Origin of the sequence: Pseudacidovorax intermedius, assembly GCF_003350475.1 — a bacterium.
GTDB classification, from domain to species: Bacteria; Pseudomonadota; Gammaproteobacteria; order Burkholderiales; family Burkholderiaceae_C; genus Xenophilus; species Xenophilus intermedius.
Window position 1 is genome coordinate 75,145 of record NZ_QQAV01000005.1, and the last position, 21,351, is coordinate 96,495.

Annotated in this window: 22 protein-coding genes; 10 read left to right on the plus strand and 12 right to left on the minus strand. The window is 71.5% G+C overall.

Features of this window, described 5'->3' with window-relative positions:
- The first annotated feature begins 10 nt into the window (after positions 1-10).
- The 7 genes from cnbZ to DFR41_RS14290 all read left to right on the plus strand — a co-directional run bounded on the left by cnbZ (position 11) and on the right by DFR41_RS14290 (position 6,154).
- On the plus strand, positions 11-784 hold the full coding sequence (gene cnbZ, locus DFR41_RS14260) for a 2-amino-5-chloromuconate deaminase CnbZ (RefSeq protein ID WP_114803185.1): 774 nt from the start codon (positions 11-13) through the stop codon (positions 782-784).
- A gap of 24 nt (positions 785-808) precedes the next feature.
- Positions 809-1,804 carry a tripartite tricarboxylate transporter substrate-binding protein gene (locus DFR41_RS14265; protein ID WP_170159375.1) on the plus strand — a complete coding sequence of 332 codons (996 nt, stop codon included), beginning with the start codon at positions 809-811 and terminating at the stop codon, positions 1,802-1,804.
- Positions 1,805-1,962: 158 nt separating this feature from the next.
- Positions 1,963-3,480, plus strand: coding sequence for a class I adenylate-forming enzyme family protein (locus DFR41_RS14270; protein ID WP_114803187.1), 1,518 nt, complete (start codon positions 1,963-1,965; stop codon positions 3,478-3,480).
- Entirely contained in the window at positions 3,477-3,923 is a 447-nt protein-coding gene (locus DFR41_RS14275; protein WP_017758298.1) for a PaaI family thioesterase, read from the plus strand. Before DFR41_RS14270 ends, DFR41_RS14275 begins: the two co-directional genes overlap by 4 nt.
- A gap of 46 nt (positions 3,924-3,969) precedes the next feature.
- The gene (locus DFR41_RS14280; RefSeq protein ID WP_211322594.1) at positions 3,970-4,956 is read left to right on the plus strand and encodes a tripartite tricarboxylate transporter substrate binding protein; all 987 of its coding nucleotides are present in this window, start codon (positions 3,970-3,972) and stop codon (positions 4,954-4,956) included.
- A gap of 41 nt (positions 4,957-4,997) precedes the next feature.
- A complete protein-coding gene (locus tag DFR41_RS14285; protein ID WP_244917752.1) occupies positions 4,998-5,816 on the plus strand; it encodes an SDR family oxidoreductase in 819 nt (272 codons plus the stop codon).
- Positions 5,813-6,154 (plus strand): hotdog family protein, encoded by a 342-nt coding sequence (locus DFR41_RS14290; protein ID WP_114803189.1) that lies wholly within the window; start codon positions 5,813-5,815, stop codon positions 6,152-6,154. Before DFR41_RS14285 ends, DFR41_RS14290 begins: the two co-directional genes overlap by 4 nt.
- A gap of 119 nt (positions 6,155-6,273) precedes the next feature.
- Here DFR41_RS14290 and DFR41_RS14295 read toward each other — a convergent pair whose 3' ends face one another.
- The 12 genes from DFR41_RS14295 to DFR41_RS14350 form a co-directional block, all read right to left on the minus strand.
- Positions 6,274-7,269: a Bug family tripartite tricarboxylate transporter substrate binding protein gene (locus DFR41_RS14295; RefSeq protein WP_114803366.1), complete on the minus strand. Its 996-nt coding sequence runs from the start codon at positions 7,267-7,269 to the stop codon at positions 6,274-6,276.
- Positions 7,270-7,314: 45 nt separating this feature from the next.
- Positions 7,315-8,469 carry an acyl-CoA dehydrogenase family protein gene (locus DFR41_RS14300; protein WP_017761871.1) on the minus strand — a complete coding sequence of 385 codons (1,155 nt, stop codon included), beginning with the start codon at positions 8,467-8,469 and terminating at the stop codon, positions 7,315-7,317.
- 80 nt (positions 8,470-8,549) lie between these two features.
- Positions 8,550-9,356: an enoyl-CoA hydratase/isomerase family protein gene (locus tag DFR41_RS14305; RefSeq protein WP_114803190.1), complete on the minus strand. Its 807-nt coding sequence runs from the start codon at positions 9,354-9,356 to the stop codon at positions 8,550-8,552.
- Positions 9,353-11,053, minus strand: coding sequence for a long-chain-fatty-acid--CoA ligase (locus DFR41_RS14310; RefSeq protein WP_114803191.1), 1,701 nt, complete (start codon positions 11,051-11,053; stop codon positions 9,353-9,355). The genes DFR41_RS14305 and DFR41_RS14310 overlap by 4 nt, the downstream gene beginning before the upstream one ends.
- Positions 11,054-11,116: 63 nt before the next feature.
- A complete protein-coding gene (locus tag DFR41_RS14315; protein ID WP_017761217.1) occupies positions 11,117-12,268 on the minus strand; it encodes an acyl-CoA dehydrogenase family protein in 1,152 nt (383 codons plus the stop codon).
- Between the two features lie 22 nt (positions 12,269-12,290).
- Positions 12,291-13,118: an SDR family NAD(P)-dependent oxidoreductase gene (locus DFR41_RS14320; RefSeq protein ID WP_017761218.1), complete on the minus strand. Its 828-nt coding sequence runs from the start codon at positions 13,116-13,118 to the stop codon at positions 12,291-12,293.
- Between the two features lie 46 nt (positions 13,119-13,164).
- Positions 13,165-13,626: a MaoC family dehydratase gene (locus DFR41_RS14325; protein WP_017761219.1), complete on the minus strand. Its 462-nt coding sequence runs from the start codon at positions 13,624-13,626 to the stop codon at positions 13,165-13,167.
- Complete coding sequence (locus DFR41_RS14330) at positions 13,619-14,062, minus strand: MaoC family dehydratase N-terminal domain-containing protein (protein ID WP_114803192.1); 444 nt, start codon at positions 14,060-14,062, stop codon at positions 13,619-13,621. The genes DFR41_RS14325 and DFR41_RS14330 overlap by 8 nt, the downstream gene beginning before the upstream one ends.
- Positions 14,059-15,258, minus strand: coding sequence for a lipid-transfer protein (locus DFR41_RS14335; RefSeq protein WP_017761221.1), 1,200 nt, complete (start codon positions 15,256-15,258; stop codon positions 14,059-14,061). Before DFR41_RS14335 ends, DFR41_RS14330 begins: the two co-directional genes overlap by 4 nt.
- Positions 15,259-15,382: 124 nt before the next feature.
- Positions 15,383-16,459, minus strand: coding sequence for an AraC family transcriptional regulator (locus DFR41_RS14340; RefSeq protein WP_017761222.1), 1,077 nt, complete (start codon positions 16,457-16,459; stop codon positions 15,383-15,385).
- 70 nt (positions 16,460-16,529) lie between these two features.
- On the minus strand, positions 16,530-17,726 hold the full coding sequence (locus tag DFR41_RS14345) for a CaiB/BaiF CoA transferase family protein (RefSeq protein WP_114803193.1): 1,197 nt from the start codon (positions 17,724-17,726) through the stop codon (positions 16,530-16,532).
- An 89-nt stretch (positions 17,727-17,815) separates the two neighbouring features.
- Complete coding sequence (locus DFR41_RS14350) at positions 17,816-18,037, minus strand: DUF3606 domain-containing protein (protein ID WP_052383573.1); 222 nt, start codon at positions 18,035-18,037, stop codon at positions 17,816-17,818.
- Positions 18,038-18,246: 209 nt separating this feature from the next.
- On the opposite strand from DFR41_RS14350, the gene DFR41_RS27715 reads away from it, so the two are divergent.
- The 3 genes from DFR41_RS27715 to DFR41_RS14360 all read left to right on the plus strand — a co-directional run bounded on the left by DFR41_RS27715 (position 18,247) and on the right by DFR41_RS14360 (position 21,320).
- On the plus strand, positions 18,247-18,414 hold the full coding sequence (locus DFR41_RS27715; RefSeq protein WP_017760778.1) for a hypothetical protein: 168 nt from the start codon (positions 18,247-18,249) through the stop codon (positions 18,412-18,414).
- A gap of 213 nt (positions 18,415-18,627) precedes the next feature.
- Positions 18,628-19,413, plus strand: coding sequence for a 3-oxoacyl-ACP reductase FabG (fabG, locus tag DFR41_RS14355; protein ID WP_017760777.1), 786 nt, complete (start codon positions 18,628-18,630; stop codon positions 19,411-19,413).
- Positions 19,414-19,469: 56 nt separating this feature from the next.
- A complete protein-coding gene (locus DFR41_RS14360) occupies positions 19,470-21,320 on the plus strand; it encodes a glycoside hydrolase family 15 protein (RefSeq protein WP_280525158.1) in 1,851 nt (616 codons plus the stop codon).
- Positions 21,321-21,351 lie beyond the last annotated feature (31 nt).

Genomic DNA, 21,351 nt, shown 5'->3' on the forward strand with positions numbered 1-21,351 from the left:
GCCCATCGCGATGACCATGCCTTCCACCATTTCCGTCCCTCAAGGCGGCTTCCGCTACCTGCCGGGCGGCTTCCAGTACTCGGCAGCGGTCGTTGCGGAGCCGGGCTTCGTGATCGAGCGCGCGGTCTTCGACGCCGCCCTGCCGCTCGAAGAGGGCTTCGCACGCATCGAGGCCCATCTGCGCGCCCTCGGCCGCCCGATGGCGGCGCTGTGCGCCTGCGAACTGCGTTCGCCCGCACCGCTGACCGAAGCGGATTTCGTGTCCTTCAACCGGCGCTATGTGCAGCCGCTGGAGCAATGGGGCATCTACCTGGATGGCGCCAACCCGGTGGCCCGATGCAATCTGGTGCCGGCCGACCGGCCGCCGAAGACCGTCGTGTTCCACGCCTTCAGCTACACGCGCCCCACCGCGGTGGCGCAGCAGCGGCCCGACTTCGTCACCTCGGGCGCGGCCGAATGCCCCGACCGCCCGGGTTACCGCGACGCGATCGTGCGCCTGGGCGAGACCTCGCCGGATGCGCTGTGCGAGAAGCTGGCGTTCGCCCTCGGCGACCTCGAGTCGCGCTTCGCGCCACTGGGCGTGGGTTGGGCCGACGTGAAGGAACTCAACCTCTACAGCGTCCACGACCTGCATCGGCCGTTGCTGCAAGGCCTGTCGTCGCGTGCAGGCGCCGACTGCGCCGTCACCTGTCATGCGGTGCGGCCGCCGGTCGTCGATCTGGAGATCGAACTCGATGCACGTCGTCACGGCAGCGCGCTGCTGCTGCCGCGCACGCCCGGTTGATTGGCTCTGATGAAAGGACTCCCGATGCCCCGCTTTCGATCGCACACCGTCCGGCGCTGGCTCCGCGCCGCCGCCACCTTCTGCGTGGCCGGCCTGGTCGGGACGGCCGCCATGGCCCAGGCCGACGCCATGGGCGGGCCGATCCGCATCCTGGTTGGCTTTCCGGCGGGCGGCACCATCGACGTGGTGACCCGGCAGGTGACCGAAGAGATGAGCAGGACGCTGGGCGTGCCCATGGTGGTGGAGGTGGCGGCCGGCGCTGGCGGCCAGCTCGCGGCCCAGCAGCTCAAGCGCGCGGCACCCGACGGCCGAACGCTGATGGTCGCGCCCGATCACACGGCGGTGATCCTTCCCCTGACCTTGGCCAACCCCGGCTTCGACATGGCGACCGACTTCCAGCCCGTCGGCATGGTGGCCCATTACGCAGGCGCATTGGCGGTGAGCCAGGCGAGCGGCATCCAGGACATGGCAGGCCTGATGGCCCGTGTGAAGGCCGACCCGCCGGCGGGCAACGTCGGTGTGTCCGCGCCCGGCAGCAAGCCGCAGTTCCTGCTGTCGATGCTGGCGAAGCAGCAGGGACTGGCGCTGACCGCCGTGCCCTATCGCGGCTCCGTGCCCATGGTGCAGGACCTGGCCGGCGGCCATCTCACGGCCGGCATCACGGCGCTTGGCGACTTCCTGGAGTTTCACAAGGCCGGCAAGCTCAGGGTGATCGCCGTGACTGGCGAGCAGCATGTGCCTCAGCTGCCGATGGTGCCCACGGCAACGGAGGCCGGCTATGCCTTGAAGATGAACTTCTGGATCGGCATGTTCGCCCCTGCAGCCGTGCCGCGTCCGATGGTGGACCGCCTCAACCAGGCCCTGCAGAAGGCCCTGGGCACGCCGGCCGTGCAGGAGCGCATGGCGGCCCTGGTGTTCGAACCCAGTCCCTCGACGCCGGATCAGCTGAAGGCCCGCATGGCGGCGGAGACCCGCGAGTGGGCGCCTGTGATCAGCGCCTCGGGCTGGATGCGGCAATAGGGCCGGGTCGCCGGGCAGTCGGCAGGCTGCCATCGCGGGGCAGCCGCCTGTGATTGGAAGGTTTCGCCAACGCCCCCGACCGATCCAGCCATTGGGTGCAGCGCCGGCGCTGCCTACGCTCGGGCCGTCTGAACGAACCCGCCCCGAGCGTCCGCACCGTGTACCTCACCCAAGGCCTGCATCGCGCCCTGCAGAGACATCCCGAGAAGATTGCCCTCACCCACGTCGGTGACGGCTTCGTGCGGCAGCACCGCTTTGCGCAACTGCTGGAGGACGTCGCGCGCCATGCCGCGGCCTTGCGCGGGCGCGGCGTGGCGGCCGGCGATCGCGTGGCACTGCTGGCGCCCAACGACGACCTGCTGGTGCGCGCGCTCTATGCCTGCTGGTGGCTGGGGGCCGTGGCCTGTCCGCTGAACGTGCGCTGGTCGGCGGCCGAGGTGGCCCATGCGGTGGCCGACAGCGGCGCGCGGCTGCTGCTGATGGGCGACGGCCTGGGGTCGGCCCTGCCGAACGGCCTCGACGTGCCGGTGCTGCGCCTGGCGGCGCTGGCGGACGAGGCCGCCACCTGCCCGCCGGTGCCCGACACCCGCACCGGCGGCGATGCGGTGGCCTGCCTGCTCTACACCGGCGGCACCACCGGGCGCGCCAAGGGCGTGGTGCTCAGCCATGCGAACTTCTGGACGGCGTCGATGACGCGCGGCGCCGAGCTCAACAACGCGCCCGAGTCGGTGTCCTTGCTGGTGGCGCCGCTCTTCCACGTGGCGGGCCTGGGCCGGCTGGTGGGCCAGACGCTGGTCAGCGGCAGCGCCATCACCATGGCCCAGTTCCGGCCGGCCGATGTGCTCGCGGCCATCGAGCGCCACGGCATCACCGACGTGATCCTGGTGCCGACCATGCTGCAGGCCCTGCTGGACGAGCCGGGCTTCGCGCCCCGGCGCGTGCGCAGCCTGGACCGCATCGCCTTCGGTGCGGCGCCTATGCCGCCCGACCTGCTCGACCGGGCCCTGCAGGCCTGGCCGCATGCCGAGTTCTTCCAGGCCTACGGCCTCACCGAGACGGCCGGCGCGGTGTGCATCAACCTGCCCGTCAACCACCGCTCGGCCGAGGCGCGTGCCGCAGGCCGCCTGCAATCGGTGGGCCGGGCCGGCCTGGGGGCCGAGATCGAGATCGTCGACGAAGACGGCCACGCGGTGCCCCGTGGCACGGCGGGCGAGATCGTGGTGCGCGGGCCCATGGTCACGCGCGGCTACTGGCGCAACGACGAGGCCACCGCGGCAGCCTTCCGTGACGGCTGGTTCCGCACGGGCGATGCGGGCTGCATGGACGCCGAGGGTTACCTGCGCATCGTCGACCGCATCAAGGACATGATCATCACGGGCGGCGAGAACGTGTATTGCGCCGAGGTCGAAGGCGCGCTGCGCAGCCATCCGTCCGTGGCCCAGGCGGCCGTGATCGGACTGCCCGATGCCCATTGGGGCGAGCGGGTGCATGCGGTGGTGGTGGCCCGGCCGGGCACGCAAGCGCCGACGCTCGATGCACTGCGCGACTGGTGCCGCGAGCGGCTGGCCGGCTACAAGTGCCCGCGCAGCCTGGCCGTGCTGCCGCAGCTGCCGCTGTCGGCCGCCGGCAAGGTGCTCAAGAACGTGCTGCGCGAGCAGGCGCGCACCGAGGCATGACCGGCGCGCCGCAGGCCCCCGTCGCCGGTCCGCGCCCGGTGACGGGCGACGATCCACGCCAGCTCTTCGCCAGGGTGCCTTTCTGCACGCTGCTGCAGATGCGGCGCGAGCACTCGGCGGGCGGCCGCGCGCGCATGAGCCTGGATGCCCGCGAAGAGCTGGGCAATGTCATCGGTGCCGTGCATGGCGGCGTAGTGTCCACGCTGCTGGACGTGGCCATGGCCAGCGCGGCCGTCTCGCAGGTGGACTTCGCGCGCACCGCCGTCACGCTCAACCTGAGCACCAGCTTCCTGGAGCCGGGCCACGGCACGCTCACCGCCGATGCGCAGGTGGTGGCCACCGATGGCCAGGTGGTCTGGTGCCGCGCCGTCGCCACCGATGCCGAGGGCCGCACGGTGGCCCGGGCGCAGGGCAGCTTCCGCTACCTGCCGCTTCCACGCTGACCGCGCACTGCCTGCCGACCCCACCACAACGAAGGAGACACGACCCATGACCACCGTCATCGCCTCGCCGCGCCGCCGGCGCCTCGTCGCCGGCCTGGCCGCACTGAGTGCCGTCCCGATGGCCTTCACGGCCCGGGCCAATGCGCCCTACCCCAGCCGGCCCATCCAACTGGTGCTGCCCTTCCCGCCCGGCGGCTCCTTCGACCCGGTGATCCGCGCGCTGGCCGAGGCCGCCTCGCGCGAGCTGGGCCAGCCCGTGGTGCTCATGCACCACCCCGGCGCCGGTGGCGTGACGGGCACGGCCAACGTGGCCCTGATGAACGAGGCCGACGGCTACACCATCGCGGTGATCCACAACTCCGTGATCCGCGCCCCGCTGGTGCAGCGCGTGAACTGGGATCCGCTCAAGGACTTCAGCTACCTTGGCAACCTGTTCGGCCTGACCACCGGCGTGTGCGTGGCCGCCGATGCACCCTGGAAGCGCTTCGACGATCTCATGGCCGACGCCAAGGCCCGGCCCGGCAAGATCAGCTGGGGCAACGTGGGCGCCATCAGCATCAACCGCATCACGGCCGAGCGCCTGGCCCGCTCGGCGGGCACGTCCTTCAACATGGTGCCCTACAAGGGCGGTGGCGAAGCCTTCCAGGCGCTGATCGGACGCCACCTGGACGTGTATTCCGACCCCGGCTTCGGTGCCCAGGTGCAGGGCGGGCGCGTGCGCCTGCTGGCCACCTTCACCGCGCAGCGGCTGCCCAACCATCCGGACGTGCCCACGCTGCGAGAGCTGGGCTACGACTTCGTGATCGAGTCGCCCGTGGGCCTGGTCGCACCCAAGCGGCTGCCCGCGCCCATGGTGCAGCGCCTGCACGAGGCCTTCCGCGCCGCTTCCGCCTCGCCGGCCTACCTGCGCCAGCTCGACCTGTACGACATGGTGCCGCAGCCGAGTTCGCCCGAGGCCCATGCCGCCTTCGCCCGCGAGCAGTTCGCGCGCGACCAGAAGATGCTGGCCGAGATCGGCTTCAAGCCCGAGTAGCGCAGGCCCCGCTGCCCACGCCTTTCCACAGGACCTTTGCCATGACTACATCCCCCGCCGCTCCCATGTTCGATTTCTCCGGCCGCCATGTCTTCGTGGCCGGGGGCTCCTCCGGCATCAACTTCGGCATCGCGAAGGGCTTTGCGCGGGCCGGCGCGCGCATCGCGCTCATCAGCCGCTCGGCCGACAAGGTGGCCACGGCCGTGTCGCAGCTCGAAGCCGAAGGCGCCGAGGCCTTCGGCCAGGCGGCCGACGTGCGCCAGCCCGAGGCCGTGCAGGCCGCGCTGGAGGCGGCAGCCGCCCGCTTCGGGCCCATCGACGTGCTGGTCTCCGGCGCAGCCGGCAACTTCCTGGCCAGCGTGCTGGACATGTCGCCCAATGCCTTCCGCACGGTGGTGGACATCGACCTGCTCGGCAGCTTCCACGTGGCCCGGCTGGCCCATGCGCACCTGCGCCAGCCGGGGGCGTGCGTGATCCAGATCTCCGCCAGCCAGGCCTTCACGCCCACGCCCTTCCAGGCGCATGTGTGCGCGGCCAAGGCCGGCGTGGACATGCTGACGCAGGTGCTGGCCATGGAATGGGGCCCGCAGGGCATCCGCGTCAATTCCATCGTGCCCGGGCCCATCGCCGACACCGAGGGCCTGCGCCGCCTGGCGCCCACCGACGACACGCTGGCCGCCATGGCCCGGCGCGTGCCGCTGAGCCGGCTGGGGCAGACGCAGGACATCGCCCGCATGGCCATGCTGCTGGCCAGCGACTGGGGCAGCTATGTGACCGGCGCCATCATCCCGGTGGACGGAGGGCTGGCGCTGACCGGACCGCGCGACTTCAGCGCCGCCGCGGCGGCCAGCCGCCGATGAGCGCCGGCGTCGGCAGCGACGTGGAGGCTTGCGCGGCAGGCAACGACGCCCTGCGCAGCACCGCGCTGCTGCATGCCGCCCTGGCCCGCGCGGCTCGCGTGCGGCTGAGCGATGTCCGCCGCCCGCTGGCGGCCGTCGACATGCAGCTGATGTTCAGCGGCGTGCCCGGCGATGCGCCGCGGGCCCAGGCCGAAGCCACCGGCGGTGGACGTTCGGTGTGCTTCTGCGAGGCCGAGCTGCAGGATGCGCAGGGCCGCACCGTCGCGCGGGGCATGGCGACCTTCCGCTATGCGGAGGTGGGGGCGCCTGGAAAGGTGGACAGCGAGGGCGGTGTTTGAACGAACGGGGGCGATGGATGTGCCCCCTTCTCCCCAACCCCTCTTCCGCGAGGGGAGAGAAGCTCTGGCTGCGGCGCGATGCGGCCCGCCTTGAGCTGTCTACCGCAGTCGGGGCTTCTTCAGTTCAACCGGATCTGCGCGTCCCGGATGATGGCCGCATAGGCCGCCGCATCGCTGCGCAGCACGGCGGCGAACTCGGCCGGCGTGTCGCCGGCGGGCACCAGGCCCAGCGCCTCGATCTTCTCGCGCACATCGGGCAGCGCCAGGATGCGCAGCGACTCGGCCGAGAACTTCTGCACCACCGGCTGCGGCGTGCCCGCCGGCATCAGCATGCCGAACCAGCCCAGCGGCTCGAAGCCGGTGAGGCCCTGTTCCTTGAAGGTGGGGACATCGGGCAGCCAGCTCACGCGCTGCGTGCCGGTGATGCCCAGCAGCTTGAACTTGGGCAGATGCGGCCGTGACGAGCCCGCATCCACGAAGGCGGCCGACAGCTGCCCGCCCATCATCGCGTTGACCAGCGGGGCGCCGCCCTGGTAGGGCACGTGCACCATGTCCAGGCCGCCCTGCAGGTTCAGCAGCGAGCCCTGGATGTGCGACGAACTGCCCGCCCCGTAGGAGCCATAGCTGTACTTGCCCGGCTGCGCCTTCACCAGCTCCACGAACTCGCGCACGTTCGAGGCCGGCGTGCTGCGCGGCACGGCCAGGATGCTGGGGCTCAGCGCCACGCGCGTCACCGGCACGAAGTCCTTGAGCGGGTCGTAGGGCAGGTTCATGAGCGGGATCTGCTGCACCAGCGCCACGATGCTGAAGAGCACGGTGTGGCCGTCGGGCGCGGCGCGCGCCACCAGCTGCGTGCCGAGGGTGCCGCTGGCGCCGGGGCGGTTGTCGACCACCACCGGCACCTTCCAGGCCTCGCCCAGCTTCTGCGCCACCAGGCGCGCGAGCACGTCGGTGGCGCCGCCGGCCGGATAGGGCACGACCATGCGGATGGGCCGGTTGGGATCGGGATAGGCGGGCGAGGCCTCGGCCGCGGCCGGCAGCGAGCCGGCGAGGCCCAGCGCTCCCGTGGTGCCGGCGAGGGCCAGCCCGAGCAGCGAACGGCGTGCAATGCGCATCATGGTGTGTCTCCTGGGTTCTTCGTGGTGGATGCGGGAAGCGGCTCAGCGCGCGGCCTGGCGCACCATGTTGCGCGCGATGACCATCTGCTGGATCTGCGTGGTGCCCTCGTAGATGCGGAACAGGCGCACGTCGCGGTAGAAGCGTTCGATGCCGTACTCGGCCATGTAGCCGGCGCCACCGAAGATCTGCACCGCCCGGTCGGCCACGCGGCCGCACATCTCGGAGGCGAACATCTTGGCGCAGGAGGCCTCGACGGCGACGGGCCGGCCGTCGTCGCGACGGCGGGCGGCGTCCAGCACCATGCAGCGGGCGGCATACACCTCGGCCTGCGAGTCGGCCAGCATGGCCTGCACCAGCTGGAAGTCGGCGATGGGCTGGCCGAACTGGCGCCGGTCCATCGCATAGGCCAGGGCGTCGCGCAGCATGCGCTCGGCCACGCCCACGCAGATGGCGGCGATGTGGATGCGGCCCTTCTCCAGCACCTTCATGGCCGTCTTGAAGCCCTGCCCTTCCCGCCCGCCGATGAGCTGGCCGGCGGGCACGCGGCAGTTGTCGAAGATCACGTCGGCGGTGTGCGCGCCCCGGTGGCCCATCTTGCGGTCGGGCTTGCCGATGGTGATGCCGGGCGTGCCGCGCTCCACGATGAAGGCCGACACGCCGCCCGCGCCCTTGTCGGCGGGATCGGTGCGCGCCATCAGCGTGAACAGCCCCGCGTGCGGCGCGTTGGTGATGTAGCGCTTGGTGCCGTTGACGACGTAATGGTCGCCGTCGCGGATGGCGGTGGTGCGCAGCGAGGCGGCGTCCGAGCCGGCCTCGGGCTCGGTCAGGGCGAAGGAGGCGATCAGCTCGCCAGTGGCCAGGCTGGGCAGGTAGCGGGCCTTCTGCTCGGCCGTGCCGTCGAACACGATGCCCTGCGAGCCGATGCCCACGGTGGTGCCGAACAGCGAGCGAAAGCACGGCGAGGTCTGGCCCATGGCCAGCATCACCTCGGTCTCCTCCTCCATGGTCAGGCCCAGGCCGCCGTATTCCTCCGGCACGGTCAGGCCGAACAGGCCCAGGGCCTTCATCTCCTGCACCAGGGCAGGCGGGATCTCGTCGGTCTCGGCCACCTCGGCCTCGGCCGGCACCAGCCGCTCGCGCACGAAGCGGTTCACGCTGTCCAGCAGCTGTGCCAGGGTGTCGGGGTCTCGGATCATGCAGTCGTTCCTCGTTCAAGAAGGCAGGGGTGCCGCCGCCCCGCTGCAGTGGCGCGCGGCGCAGCGCGGCGTGCGCGGTGTCAGGCCGCCGACGGCCAGCTGAAGGGCAGCGGGCGCTTGTCCAGGAAGGCGGCCACGGCTTCGCGGTGGGCCGGCGTGCCGGCCGCCACGGTCTGGGCATTGGCCTCGGCGTCGAGCGCCTGGGCCAGCGAGGGCGCGCCGTCGGCCAGTGCGCGCTTGATCAGGCTCACGGCCGTGGGCGATGCGCCGGTGAAGCTGCGCGCAATGGCCCAGGCGCGCGGCAGCAGCGCCTCCGGCGCATGCAGCTCGGTCACGATGCCCAGGCGCAGGGCCTCGTCGGCGCGCACGTCCCGGCCCGACAGCATGAGCTCGCGCGCCCGCTGCACGCCCACCACGCGCGGCAGCGTGTAGAAGGCGCCCACGTCCGGCACCAGCCCGACCTTGATGAAGGACATGGCGAACCAGGCGCGCGGCGTGGCGATCACGAAGTCCGCCGCCAGCGCCAGGCTGAAGCCCGCCCCCGCCGCGGCCCCGTCGACCGCGGCGACCACCGGACGGTCGAGCGTGAGCAGGTCACGCAGCCATTCGTGCACGTTGCCCAGGCGCTCGCGCCACTGGCCGCTGTCGATCTGCAGGCTGCCGATGTTGCGCAGGTCGCCGCCGGCGCAGAAGTGGCCGCCCGCGCCGGTGAGCACCACGGCGCGGATGTCGCGGTCGCGCCGCACCGTGCGCACGGCTTCGGCCAGCTGGTCGCGCAGCACCAGGTCGAAGGCATTGCGCTTCTCGGGGCAGTCGAGGGTGAGGGTGGCGACCTGTTCGCGCACCTCCAGGCGCACCATGCGCCGGGCTTCTGGCGATGCCGTCATGCGGCCTCCTGGGTGGGGATGAGGGCCGCGCGGGCTTCGGCCTCCTGCAGGGCGCGCCAGGCGACCTTGCCGGTTGCCGAGCGCGGCAGCGCGGACAGAAAGCGCACGCTGCGCGGCACCTTGTAGGCCGACATGCGCGTGCGGCACCAGTCGAGCAGGCCGGCCTCGGTGAGCGGGCGGCCGGGCCGCGCGACGACGAGCGCCCGCACCGTCTCGCCGCGGCGGGGGTCGGGCACGCCGACCACGCAGGCTTCGAGCACGGCCTCGTGCTCGTACAGCATGGCCTCGACCTCGGCGGGCCAGACCTTGAAGCCGCTGGCATTGATCATGCGCTTGAGGCGGTCGCGCATGAAGAAGTAGCCCTCCTCGTCCACCTGCGCGAGGTCGCCGGTGCGCAGGTAGCGCTGGCCGTCGATGGTGACGAAGGCCTGGGCATCGGCCTCGGGCTGGCGCCAGTAGCCGAGCATGAGCTGCGGGCCGCGCGTGACCAGCTCGCCCACCTCGCCGGGCGGCAGCGGCGCCAGCGACTCCGGATCGACCACCAGCGAATGCACACCCTGCGTGGGCAGGCCCAGGCACTGGCGCTTGCCGCGGTCCACGGGGTTGGCATGCAGGAAGGCCGCCGTCTCGGTCAGGCCGTAGGCCTCGTTGTAGGCCAGGCCGAAGCGCGCCTGCAGCATGGCGGCCACCGCCTCGGGCATCGCGGCGCCGCCGCCGGAGAGCATCGACAGGCTGCTCAGGTCCGCCGTGGCCGCTTCGGGCTGGGCAAAGAAATCCATCACCATGGCCGGGGGGGCGGCCCAGACGCTCACGCGGTGGCGGGCCACCAGGGCCACCGCCTGGGCCGCGTTCCAGCGGGGCATCATGACCACGGTGGCACCCAGGGTGATGGGCAGGTTCATGCCGTTCTGCATGCCCAGCATGTGGAACAGCGGCGCCACGCACAGGAAGACCGATTCCGAATGCAGCCCGCGCCACACCTGCGAAGCCAGGTTGGAGGCCAGCAGCGTGGCATGCGAATGCCGGCAGCCCTTGGGCGCGCCGGTGGTGCCCGAGGTGTAGGGCAGCGCGGCCAGCGCATGGACATCGGCATGCGAAGGCGGCGGTGCCAGGCCTTCGGCAATGGCCGCCTCGAAGCCGTGGTAGGGCCCGTCGGGCAGCGGGCGCCGTGCCTCGGCCAGCGCCGGCACGCCCTGCACGGCTTCGGTCTGCGTCGAGACGCCATCGGCGGTGAGCGCATCGGCATAGGCCAGCACGAGCACCGCATCGAGCAGGCCGTCGGCCACCGCCTGCTGTACCGGCCCGAGCAGCTCCTGCGCGCAGATGGCGACCCGTGCGCCGCTGTCGTGGGCATAGTGGGCCAGCTCGGGCGCGGTGCTCATCGGGTTGACCGGCACCACCGCCGCGCCGGCGCGCTGGATGCCGAAGGTGGCGACCACGAACTGCGGGCAGTTCTGGGCCACGAGCAGCACGCGGTCGCCCGGCCGCACGCCCAGGCGTTGCGCCAGATGACCGGCCAGCGCGCAGCTGCGCTGCCAGAGGCCGGCGTAGTCCAGCGTGCTGCCGGCGAACACGATGGCCGGCTTGTCGGGCCAGCGCTCGGCGGCGGTCTGCAGGTAATGCGTGAGCGGCACCTGGGGCACCCGCACGTCGGCGGGCACGCCACGGGGCCAGAAGGGACGATTGGGCGAGGGCATCGGCGTTGTCTCCGGTCATGCGCGCCGCCCTGCACCGGGGCGGCGGGTGGGATCACGGGGCGGTCACAGGTTGCGGGCGATGAGCTCCTTCATCACCTCGCTCGTGCCGCCGTAGATGCGCATCACGCGCGAGTCGACGAAGGCCCGGCAGATGGGGTAGTCCATCATGTAGCCGTAGCCGCCGTACAGCTGCAGCATCTCGTCGAGCGCGCGGCCCAGCTCCTCGGTGGCGAAGAGCTTGGCCATGGCGGCTTCGTCCAGCGTCAGCCGGCGGCGCAGGTGTTCCGCCAGGTACTGGTCGACCATCATGCGCACCGCCGTCGCGCGGGTGCGGATGCCGGCCAGCGCGAAGCGGGTGTTCTGCATGTCCAGCAGCGGCTTGCCGAAGACGATGCGCTCGCGGGTGTAGCGCACCGTCTCCTCGTACATGGCCTCCAGCTTGGCCGCCGCGCCGAGCGCGATGACGAAGCGCTCCTGGGCCAGCTCCTGCATCAGGTAGCCGAGCCCCTTGTTCTCCTCGCCCAGCAGATTGCCGGCGGGCACGCGCACCCCCTCGAAGAAGAGCTCGGCCGTGTCGGCGGCCTCCTGGCCCATCTTGTCGAGCTTGCGCCCGCGGCGGAAGCCCGGCCGGTCGGCCTCCACCAGCAGCAGCGAGACGCCCTTGCCGCCCAGGTCCGGCGCGGTCTTGGCGACCACGACCACCAGGTCGCAGTTCAGGCCGTTGGAGATGAAGGTCTTGCTGCCGTCGATGACGTAGTCGTCGCCCTCGCGCCGGGCCGTGGTGCGGATGGCGCGCAGGTCGCTGCCGGCGCCGGGCTCGCTCATGGCGATGGCCAGGATGGTCTCGCCGCTCACGCAGCCGGGCAGCCAGCGCGCCTTCTGCGCCTCGGTGCCCAGCCGCGCGATGTACGGCGCGACCACATCGGAATGCAGGCCGAAGCCCAGGCCCGAGATGCCCGAGCGGCCGATCTCCTCGACGATCACGGCCGCATGGCCGAAGTCGCCACCGCCGCCGCCCCAGGCGCTGTCGAGCGTGGGGCACAGCAGGCCCTCGCGGCCGGCCTTGAGCCAGGTCTCGCGGTCCACGCGACCTTCGCGGTCCCACTCGGCCTGGCGGGGGCGGCATTCGCGGTCCAGGAAGCGGCGCACGGTCTGGCGCAGCAGCTCATGGTCGTCGCGGAAGACCTGGCGGGGATAGGTGAGGATGCTTTCCATGGTCGCCCTCGCTCACGCTTTCTCAGGGCTTGCCGCCGCCGCAGACCAGCACCTGGCCGCTGACGAAGTCGGACTCGGGAATGCACAGCAGGTAGACGGCGCCCGCGGCTTCTTCGGGCGTGCCGCCGCGGCCCAGCGGAATGGTCTGCTCGATGGACTTGAGGATCTGCGGATTCACGCCCACGCGGATCTGACGGCCGGCGATGTCGATGCTCGCGTCGCTGCCGGCGGGCGCTTCGGTCAGGCGCGTCATGATGAGCCCGAAGGCCACGCTGTTGACGTTGACGCGGTAGCGGCCCCACTCCTTGGCCAGCGCCTTGGTCAGGCCGTTGATGCCGGCCTTGGCAGCGGCGTAGTTGGCCTGGCCGGCATTGCCGTAGACGCCCGACACCGACGAGATGTTGACCACCTTGCGGTGCACCGGCCGGCCTTCGTCGGCCTCGCGGCGGGCGGCGTCGCGGATGAACGCCGACGCCGCGCGCAGCACGCGGAAGGGTGCCGTCAGGTGCACGGCCAGCATGGCCTCCCACTGCTCGTCGCTCATCTTCTGCACCACGTTGTCCCAGGTGTAGCCGGCGTTGTTGACGATGATGTCGAGCCCGCCGAAGGTGTCGATGGCGGTGGCGACGAAGCGCTCGGCGAAGCCGGCTTCGGTGACGCTGCCGATGCAGGCCACGGCCTGGCCGTCGCGGGCCTGGATGTCGCGCACGGTCTGCTCGGCCGGGCCGGCGTCCAGGTCGTTGATGACCACGCGGGCGCCTTCGCCCGCGAGCTTGAGGGCGATCTCGCGGCCGATGCCGCGGCCGGAGCCCGAGACGATGGCGACCTTGCCTTCGAGTTTTCTTGACATGGATTTCTTTCGGGAGGGAATGGGGGAGCGGATGCGGGGCCGCCGGTCAGCCGATCGCGACGACGGCCTCGCCCTGCAGCTTGATCTGGCCGGCCTCGTTGGTCGTCTGCAGCAGCAGCCGCGCACGGCGCTCGCCCTGCTCGACGACGATGTCGGCCACTTCTCCGGTGCAGCGGATGGCCTCGCCGACATGGGTGATGGCGGCAAAGCGCACCTCGAAGCGGCGCAGGGCCTGCTGCGGCACCCAGTCGGTGAGCAGCCGGCCCAGCCAGGCCATGGACAGCATGCCGTGCGCGAAGACGTCGGCCTGGCCGGCGCCGCGGGCGAAGTCGCTGTCCACATGGATGGGGTTGTGGTCGCCCGAGGCGCCGCAGTACAGCGCCAGGGTGAGGCGGCTCACCGGTGGCAGTTGCAGCGGCGGCAGCCGGTCGCCCACGCGCAGTGCGGCGAGCTGTGCGGGCGCGAGCCGGGTGGCGGCGGGCGCGGTGTCGGCCAGGACCTCAGCCATGGCGCATCACCGTCACGCTGCGCAGGTCGGCCACGTGCTCGCCGCGCTGGTTGCTCACCCGGGTCTGGCGCACGACGAACTCCAGCGCGCCGCCCTTCTTGTCGTAGATGTCCTCGATGCGCTGCGCAAAGCGCAGGCGGTCGCAGGCATGGGCGAGCCGGTGGTAGGCGAAGCCCTGCTCGCCATGTAGCAGGCGGCGGTAGTCCAGCCCGAGCAGGTTGCGGATGGCGGCCGGGTCGGGCGACTCCATCTCCAGGCAGAACAGGAAGGTGGGCGGCACCGGCAGGCCTGGATGACCCGCGGCGCGCGCCGCCGCCTCGTCGGCATACACGGGGTCGGTCTGGCCCGTGGCCTTGGCGAAGAAGCGCAGCCGGCCCGGCTCCACGTCCACCTCGAAGGGCGGCATGGCATGGCCGATGTACTGGCGGTCGATCATGCGCCGACCTTCTCGTAGAGCGTGACCACGCAGGCGCCGCCCAGTCCCAGGTTGTGCTGCAGCGCCAGCCGCGCGCCTTCCACCTGCCGCTGCTCGGCCTGGCCGCGCAGTTGCCAGACCAGCTCGGCGCACTGGGCCAGGCCCGTCGCGCCCAGCGGATGGCCCTTGGACAGCAGGCCGCCCGACGGATTGGTCACCACCCGGCCGCCATAGGTGTTGTCGCCGTCGAGGATGAAGCGCTCGGCCGTGCCCTCGGGCGTGAGGCCCAGCGCCTCGTAGGTGATGAGTTCGTTGGCCGTGAAGCAGTCATGCAGTTCGACCACGTCCAGGTCTTCCGGACCCAGGCCGGCGGCTTCGTAGACCTGGTTGGCGGCGGCCACGCTCATGTCGTAGCCGACCACGCGGCGCATGTCGCCGCTGTCGAAGGTGCTGGGGCGGTCGGTGGTCATGGCCTGGGCGCGGATCGCCACGCTGGCATCCAGGCCGTGCTTGCGGGCGAACTCCGCCGAGCACACCACGGCGGCCGCCGCACCGCAGGTGGGCGGGCAGCACTGGTAGCGCGTGAGCGGATCGAACACCGTGGGCGCCGCCATCACCTCTTCGAGCGTGAGCGTCTGCCTGAACACGGCCAGCGGATTGCGGGCCGCATGCTGGCGCGCCTTGACCGAGATGCGGCCGAAGGTGTCGGGCCGGATGCCATGCGCGCGGATGTAGTCGCGCCCCGCACCGCCGAAGAACTGCGCCGCGCGCGGTGCGGCCGCGTCGAAGCCCTGGTGCTCGGTCATGACCTCGGCGAAGCGGGCCATGGGCGACGGGCGGTCGTCCCAGGCACCCTTGAGCGCACCGGGCTGCATCTGCTCGAAGCCGAGGGCAATGGCGCATTCGACCATGCCGCTTTCCACCGCCTGGCGCGCCAGGAAGAGCGCACTGGAGCCCGTGGAGCAGTTGTTGTTGACGTTGAACACCGGAATGCCGGTGAGGCCCACGCCGTAGATCGCGGCCTGCCCGGCGGTGGAGTCGCCGTAGACATAGCCCACATAGGCCTGCTGCACCTCGCCGTAATCGACGCCCGCGTCCCGCAGGGCGGCCTGGGCGGCGCGCATGCCCATGACGGTGTAGGGCTCGCTGGCGCCGGGCTTGGTGAAGGGGATCATGCCCACGCCCACGACGTGGACGGTTCGGCCGGTTCGGGTCATCGGTGGTTCCTCTGGCGTTGCTCCATGGCAGCCAGTGTGGCCAGCGCACCCCTTGGGGCCAATCGCGGATCGGCGCAAAAGGATTGGCAGAAAACATCGCCGGCCCGGGGGCCGGCCCGCGCCGTCAGTGCGCCAGCTGCGGCTCGGCGGACGGTGCCGCTGCGTCCTGCGCCCGCGCCAGGTAGCGCTCGCGGTAGGCGCCGGGCGCGAGCCCCGTCCAGGCCTTGAAGGCGCGGTGGAAGGTGCTGGCCTCCGAATAGCCCAGGCGCTCGGCGATCTCGATCAGCGTGAGGTCGGGCCGCGACAGGTATTCCACCGCCACGTCGCGGCGCAGGCTGTCCTTGATGGCCTGGAAGCCCTGCCCTTCGCGCTGCAGCCGCCGGCGCAGGGTCTGCGGCGTCACGGCGAGCGACGCGCTCACCTGCTCCAGCGAAGGCAGCTCCTCGTGCAGGTGGCGGCGCAGCACGCGGCGGATGCGTTCGGTCAGGCTGGTGTGGTCGCGGTAGCGCACCAGCAGGTCGCCCGGCACGCTGCGCAGGAAGCCCTCCACGCTCTCGGTGCTCTGCACCACCGGCAGGTCGAGCCAGCGCGACTCGAAGCGCAGGCCCATCCAGTCGCGGCCCGCACTGACCGGCGCCTGGAAGAGGCGCGAGGCTTCGGAGCGCTGCACATTGACCGCGCGGTCGTAGACCACCTCCTGCAGCGGAATGCGCCGCGCCACCAGCCAGCAGGCCAGGCCGAAGGCGAAGAACATGAAGGAGCGCTGGGCGTATTCGAGCGGTGCCGACGGTGGTTGCCGCGTGTCGATGCGCAGCGTGACCAGGCCGCCGTGGCGCTGCACATGCACGCCGATGTCCGGCAGCACCTGGTGCGCATAGCGGGCGCCCTGGCGCAGCGCCTCGCCCAGCGTCTCGCAGCGCACCAGCATGCGGCAGCCGGTGGCGAAGGTGCCCAGCGGCACCGGCCGGCCGGCCAGGCCCCAGAGCTCGTCGCGCATGCGCCGCGTGAGCTGCACGACCAGCGTGGCGTACTGCGCCTGCGTGACACGCGCGAGGTGCGAGCCCAGCAGCGTGGGCGCGATGCCCGCGCGGCGCAGCAGCGCATCGCAATCCAGCCCGCGGGCGCGGGCGCCCTGCAGGATCTGGTCGACCTGTGCGATGGCGATGGTGTGCTGGACGGTGCGGGCGAAGCTGGGAGGCATGGCAAGGGACGCGGGCCGCGGCGGGCCGGCGCCGACCGTACCCGAAAGGCACCCGTGGCTCAATGGGGCCTCAGCCGATGGCGGCCACGGCCCGAAGCTGCTCCCGCTCCTCTTCGCTCCAGCCCAGTTCGGCCAGCACCTCGTCGGTGTGCTGGCCCGGCGCGGGCGCATCGTGCCGGACGGCGAAGTCATGCCCGCTGATGCGCACCGGCGGGCCGAGCTGCCGGTCGCCCGCGGGGGCCGTGACCGCCATGCCCCGGGCCTGCATCTGCGGATGGGCCAGGGCCTCGTCCAGCCGCAGCACAGGCGTGACGCAGCAGTCCTCCTGCGCGAACAGCGCGGCCCAATGGGCCTGGCTGTGCTGGCGCAGCGCGGCGGCGACCTCGGCCTTGACGGCATGGCGGTCGGGCGCCTCGGCGTCGGGCAGGTGGTCCGCCAGATCGGGCCGGCCGATGCAGGCGCAGAAGCGGCGCCAGAACTTCGGCTCCAGGGCGCCCACCGCCATCCAGCGGCCATCGGCGGTGGCGTAATGGTCGTAGCAGGCCAGCGCGCCGGTGAGCTTGTCGGCGCCCAGGGGCCGCGCGCGGCCGCCGCGCGTCACGGCCATGTGGGGAATGACGGCATGGGCCAGCAGGCCGTCGGCGATGGCGACATCCACATGCCGCCCGCGGCCGGTGCGACATGCATCGAAGAGCGCGGCCAGGATGCCCATCACTGCCGGCATGGTGCCGCCCAGCAGATCGGCCACAGGGATGCTGGACAGCGCGGGCGGCGCGCCCGCGCGGCCCATCTGGTCGGCCACGCCCGTCAGCGCGGCGTAGTTCATGTCGTGGCCCGCGGCATCGCGCATCGGCCCGGTCTGGCCGTAGCCGGTGATGCTGCAGTAGACCAGCCGAGGGTTGCGCGCCTGGGCGGCGGCCACGCCCACGCCCAGCCTGTCCATGACGCCGGGGCGAAAGGACTCGACCAGCACGTCGGCCCGCTCGCACAGCCGCAGCAGCGTCTGTACGCCCCCGGGCTGCTTGAGGTCGAGGCGGATGCCGCGCTTGTTGCGGTTGACCTGCCGGCGCACGCCGTCGACGGCATAGTCGCCGGCACCCAGGTCCTCGATCTTGATCACGTCCGCGCCCAGGTCGGCGAGGTGCAAGGTGCACATGGGGCCCGGCAGCAGCCGGGTCAGGTCCAGAACGCGCACGCCCGCCAGCGGCGCGCCCTGGGCGCTCGCGGCGGGCGAGGTTGGATGTCGGTCTTGGGTGTCGTTCCACATGCGGGCCACTCTAGGCAGCGCGGGGCTGCGGGGGAATGGCCCAAAGCCTCATCCGGCTTCGCAGGAACGATCAGGCGCGAGTGCAGCGGTCAGGTGCCCGCCTTGTCGATCTGGTCGTCGTTGGTCGAGGCCCGCGTCCCCTTGAGGTGCATCTCGACGTCAGGCGCTTTGTCGCCCACGGCGGACACGGCTTCCTTCAGTTGTGCAGCGGTGACGTTGAGCTTGCGCTCCCATCGCTGAAGGGATTCGGCGGAGTCGATGTCGATGCGCTCGATGCCGTCGCCGCGAGAGGGTTCGGTGGATGGGGTCATGGGTGAGGTCTCCAGGTGACAGGGATGACTGGCCATGTTGCGGTGCGAGCCGTGGCCCTCCTGTAGGCTGTCGCCGCCCGGCATCGCGGGTGATTCAAGCGTGCCGAACGTTCAGCCACGCAGCAGCGTCGTCCGACAACCGAGGGCGCATGCAGCCCGCGGACCGCACCCGTGCCGCTGGCACACTGCGCGAATTTCAAGGAGCTCCCGTGCCTTCTTCCGCCTCACCCCAGACCGCCATCCTGAACGTGAGCACCCGCCCCTTCTCGATCAGCGCCAAGGTCGAGGTGACCCCTGGCGGCATGTTGGCCATCGCGGCATTGGTGACGGGGATTCTGCTGTCCACCGCGGTGATCGTGCGCGTGGCCAAAAGCTGAAGGGCGGCCCGCGCCCCTGCCCCCCCGCCCTCCGCGACCGAGTGAGGCGTGCCCGGGAAGTGGGCTCCCGTCAGCCAACCGTCCATCCGGGCGCTCAGACGCTGTCTCCCTCGTCCGACGTCGAGTCCAAGGCGGCGATGCCCCAATCGCATGGCGCCGGCAGTACGGTGCCCCAGCCCACGAATCTCCGGGCTGTGTCGACCAGGGAAACGCATGGACCTCCATCTCGAACAAAAGCGCGTGCTTGTGACCGGCGGCAGCTCCGGCCTGGGTGCGGCCATCGTCAAGGCCTTTGCCGACGCCGGTGCCCGCGTGGCCATCAACTACCGCTCCAAACCCGAAGCCGCGGCAGCGCTGGCCGATGCCTGCCGTCACACGGCGGCGGGCCGGCCGATCACGGTGCACGCGGACATCGCCGACGCGCAGGCCGTGGACGGCATGTTCGAGGCGCTCGACCAAGCCTGGGGCGGTATCGATGTGCTGGTCAACAACGCCGGCATCGACGGCGAGCATGCCCTGGCCTGGGAAGCCGACGCGCAGGCCTGGGGCCGCGTGATCGACGTGAACCTCAAGGGGGCCTTCCTGTGCGCGCACCATGCGCTGCGTCGCATGGTGCCGCAGAGGTCGGGCGTGATCCTCAACACGACCAGCGTGCACGAGACCATCGCCTGGAGCGGCTACAGCGCCTACTGCGCGAGCAAGGCCGGCCTCACCATGATGGGCCGCACCTTGGCGCAGGAAGCCGCGCCCCATGGTGTGCGCGTGCTCAGCCTGGCGCCCGGCGCCATCCGTACGCCCATCAACCGCGACGTCTGGGAAGACCCGGAAGGCCATGCCGACCTGATGCGAAAGATTCCCCTGGGTCGCATGGGCGAACCCGAGGACATCGCCGACATGGCGGTGGTGCTTGCATCGCATGCGGCGCGGTACATGACCGGCACCACCGTGTTTGTCGATGGCGGCATGACCGACTACCCCGACTTCGCACACGGCGGATGAACGCGCCGCGTCCAACCCCTGTCCCTCGCACTGCGGTGGCCGAGGGTGAAGGTGCCGTGCCCGCCGCCCCTCCGCGCCGGATCGAGGACTATGCGCTCATCGGCAACATGCTGTCGGCCGCGCTGGTCGGGCGAGACGGCTCCATGGACTGGCTGTGCCTGCCGCGTTTCGACTCGCCCGCCTGCTTCGCCGCCCTGTTGGGCGATGAGCGCCATGGCCGCTGGCGAGTGGCACCTGCGGCCATCGAGGTCCAGGTGAGCCGGCGCTATCTGGCCGATTCGGCGGTGCTGGAGACACGCTTCCAGACCGCCACCGGCGTGGTCACGCTCACCGACTTCATGCCGCGCAATGACGAGGACCCGGCGCATGTCGATGTGGTGCGCATCGTGGCGGGTGTCGAGGGCGAGGTGGAGATGCAGTTCGATCTCACGGTCCGCTTCGCCCACGGCTGCACGGTGCCATGGGTGCAGCGCAAGGACTACGGCCTCGGCATGGTGGCTGGGCCCGACGCCATCGAGCTGCATGCCGACCTGCCCCTGGAAGGCCGCGGCATGAGCACACGCGCGCGCTTCACGGTGCGCGCTGGCGATCGCGTCCCGATGACGCTGGCCTACCACCCCTCGAACCGCCGGCCGCATTTCGTGGACGACCGCGAAGAGTCGCTGGAGCGCACGGTGCTCTGGTGGCACGACTGGGTGAGCCGCGCCACCCTGCCGCCGATGCCGCCGGCCTGGCGCGGCGCGGTGGTGCGCTCGCTCATCACGCTCAAGCTGCTGACCTACGCGCCCACCGGCGCCATCGTTGCGGCGCCGACCACCTCCTTGCCCGAAGCCATCGGCGGCCCGCGAAACTGGGACTACCGCTACTGCTGGGTGCGCGATTCCGCCCTCACCCTGTACGCATTGCTCAATGCCGGCTACCGCGAGGAGGCGCAGCATTGGCGTCAGTGGCTGATGCGCGCCGTGGCCGGCTCGCCGAACCAGCTGCAGATCATGTACGGCATCGGCGGAGAACGCTGGTTGCCCGAATACGAGCTGCCCTGGCTGCCCGGCTTCGAGGGCAGCCGACCGGTGCGCGTGGGCAACGGCGCCGCGGGCCAGATGCAGATCGACGTCTACGGCGAGCTCATGGACACGTTGCACGCCGCGCGCTGCGCCGAACTGCAGCCCAATGCCGAAGGCTGGTCCATGCAGAAGTCGCTGCTCGCGCATCTGGAGACGGTCTGGCGCGAGCCGGACCAGGGCATCTGGGAGACCCGCGGTCCGGCCCGCGCGTATACCCATTCCCGCCTGATGGCCTGGGTGGCGTTCGACCGCGCGGTGGCCGCGGTGGAACACCATGGCCGGGACGGCCCGGTCGAGCACTGGCGGGAGGTGCGCGATGCCATCCATGCCGACATCTGCGCGCACGGCTTCGACCCGACGCTTGGCACCTTCGTGCAGTACTACGGCGGGCAGAGCCTGGATGCGGGCCTGCTGCTGATGCCCCAGGTGGGCTTCCTGCCAGCCACGGACCCGCGCGTGGCCGGCACCATCGCCGCCATCGAGCGCGGGCTGATGCAGAACGGGCTGGTCCAGCGCTACTCCACTGGCGCCACCGACGATGGCGTGGGCGGTCAGGAAGGCGCCTTCCTGGCGTGCAGCTTCTGGCTGGCCGATGCCTATGTGCTGGCGGGGCGGCACCGCGATGCGGTGGCCCTCTTCGAGCGGCTGCTGGGACTGTGCAACGACGTCGGTCTTCTCTCGGAGGAATACGACATGCAGGCCGGTCGGCAGCTGGGCAACTTTCCGCAGGCCTTCTCGCACATCGGGCTGATCAACACGGCGCACAACCTGGCGACCGCGCAGGGGCCGGCGCGGCAGCGCGCCGCGCGGTCGGCGCCGGGAGGCCGTGCTCAGAAGGTGTGAGTGAATCCGGCGTGGCCGAGCGGGCTGCGAA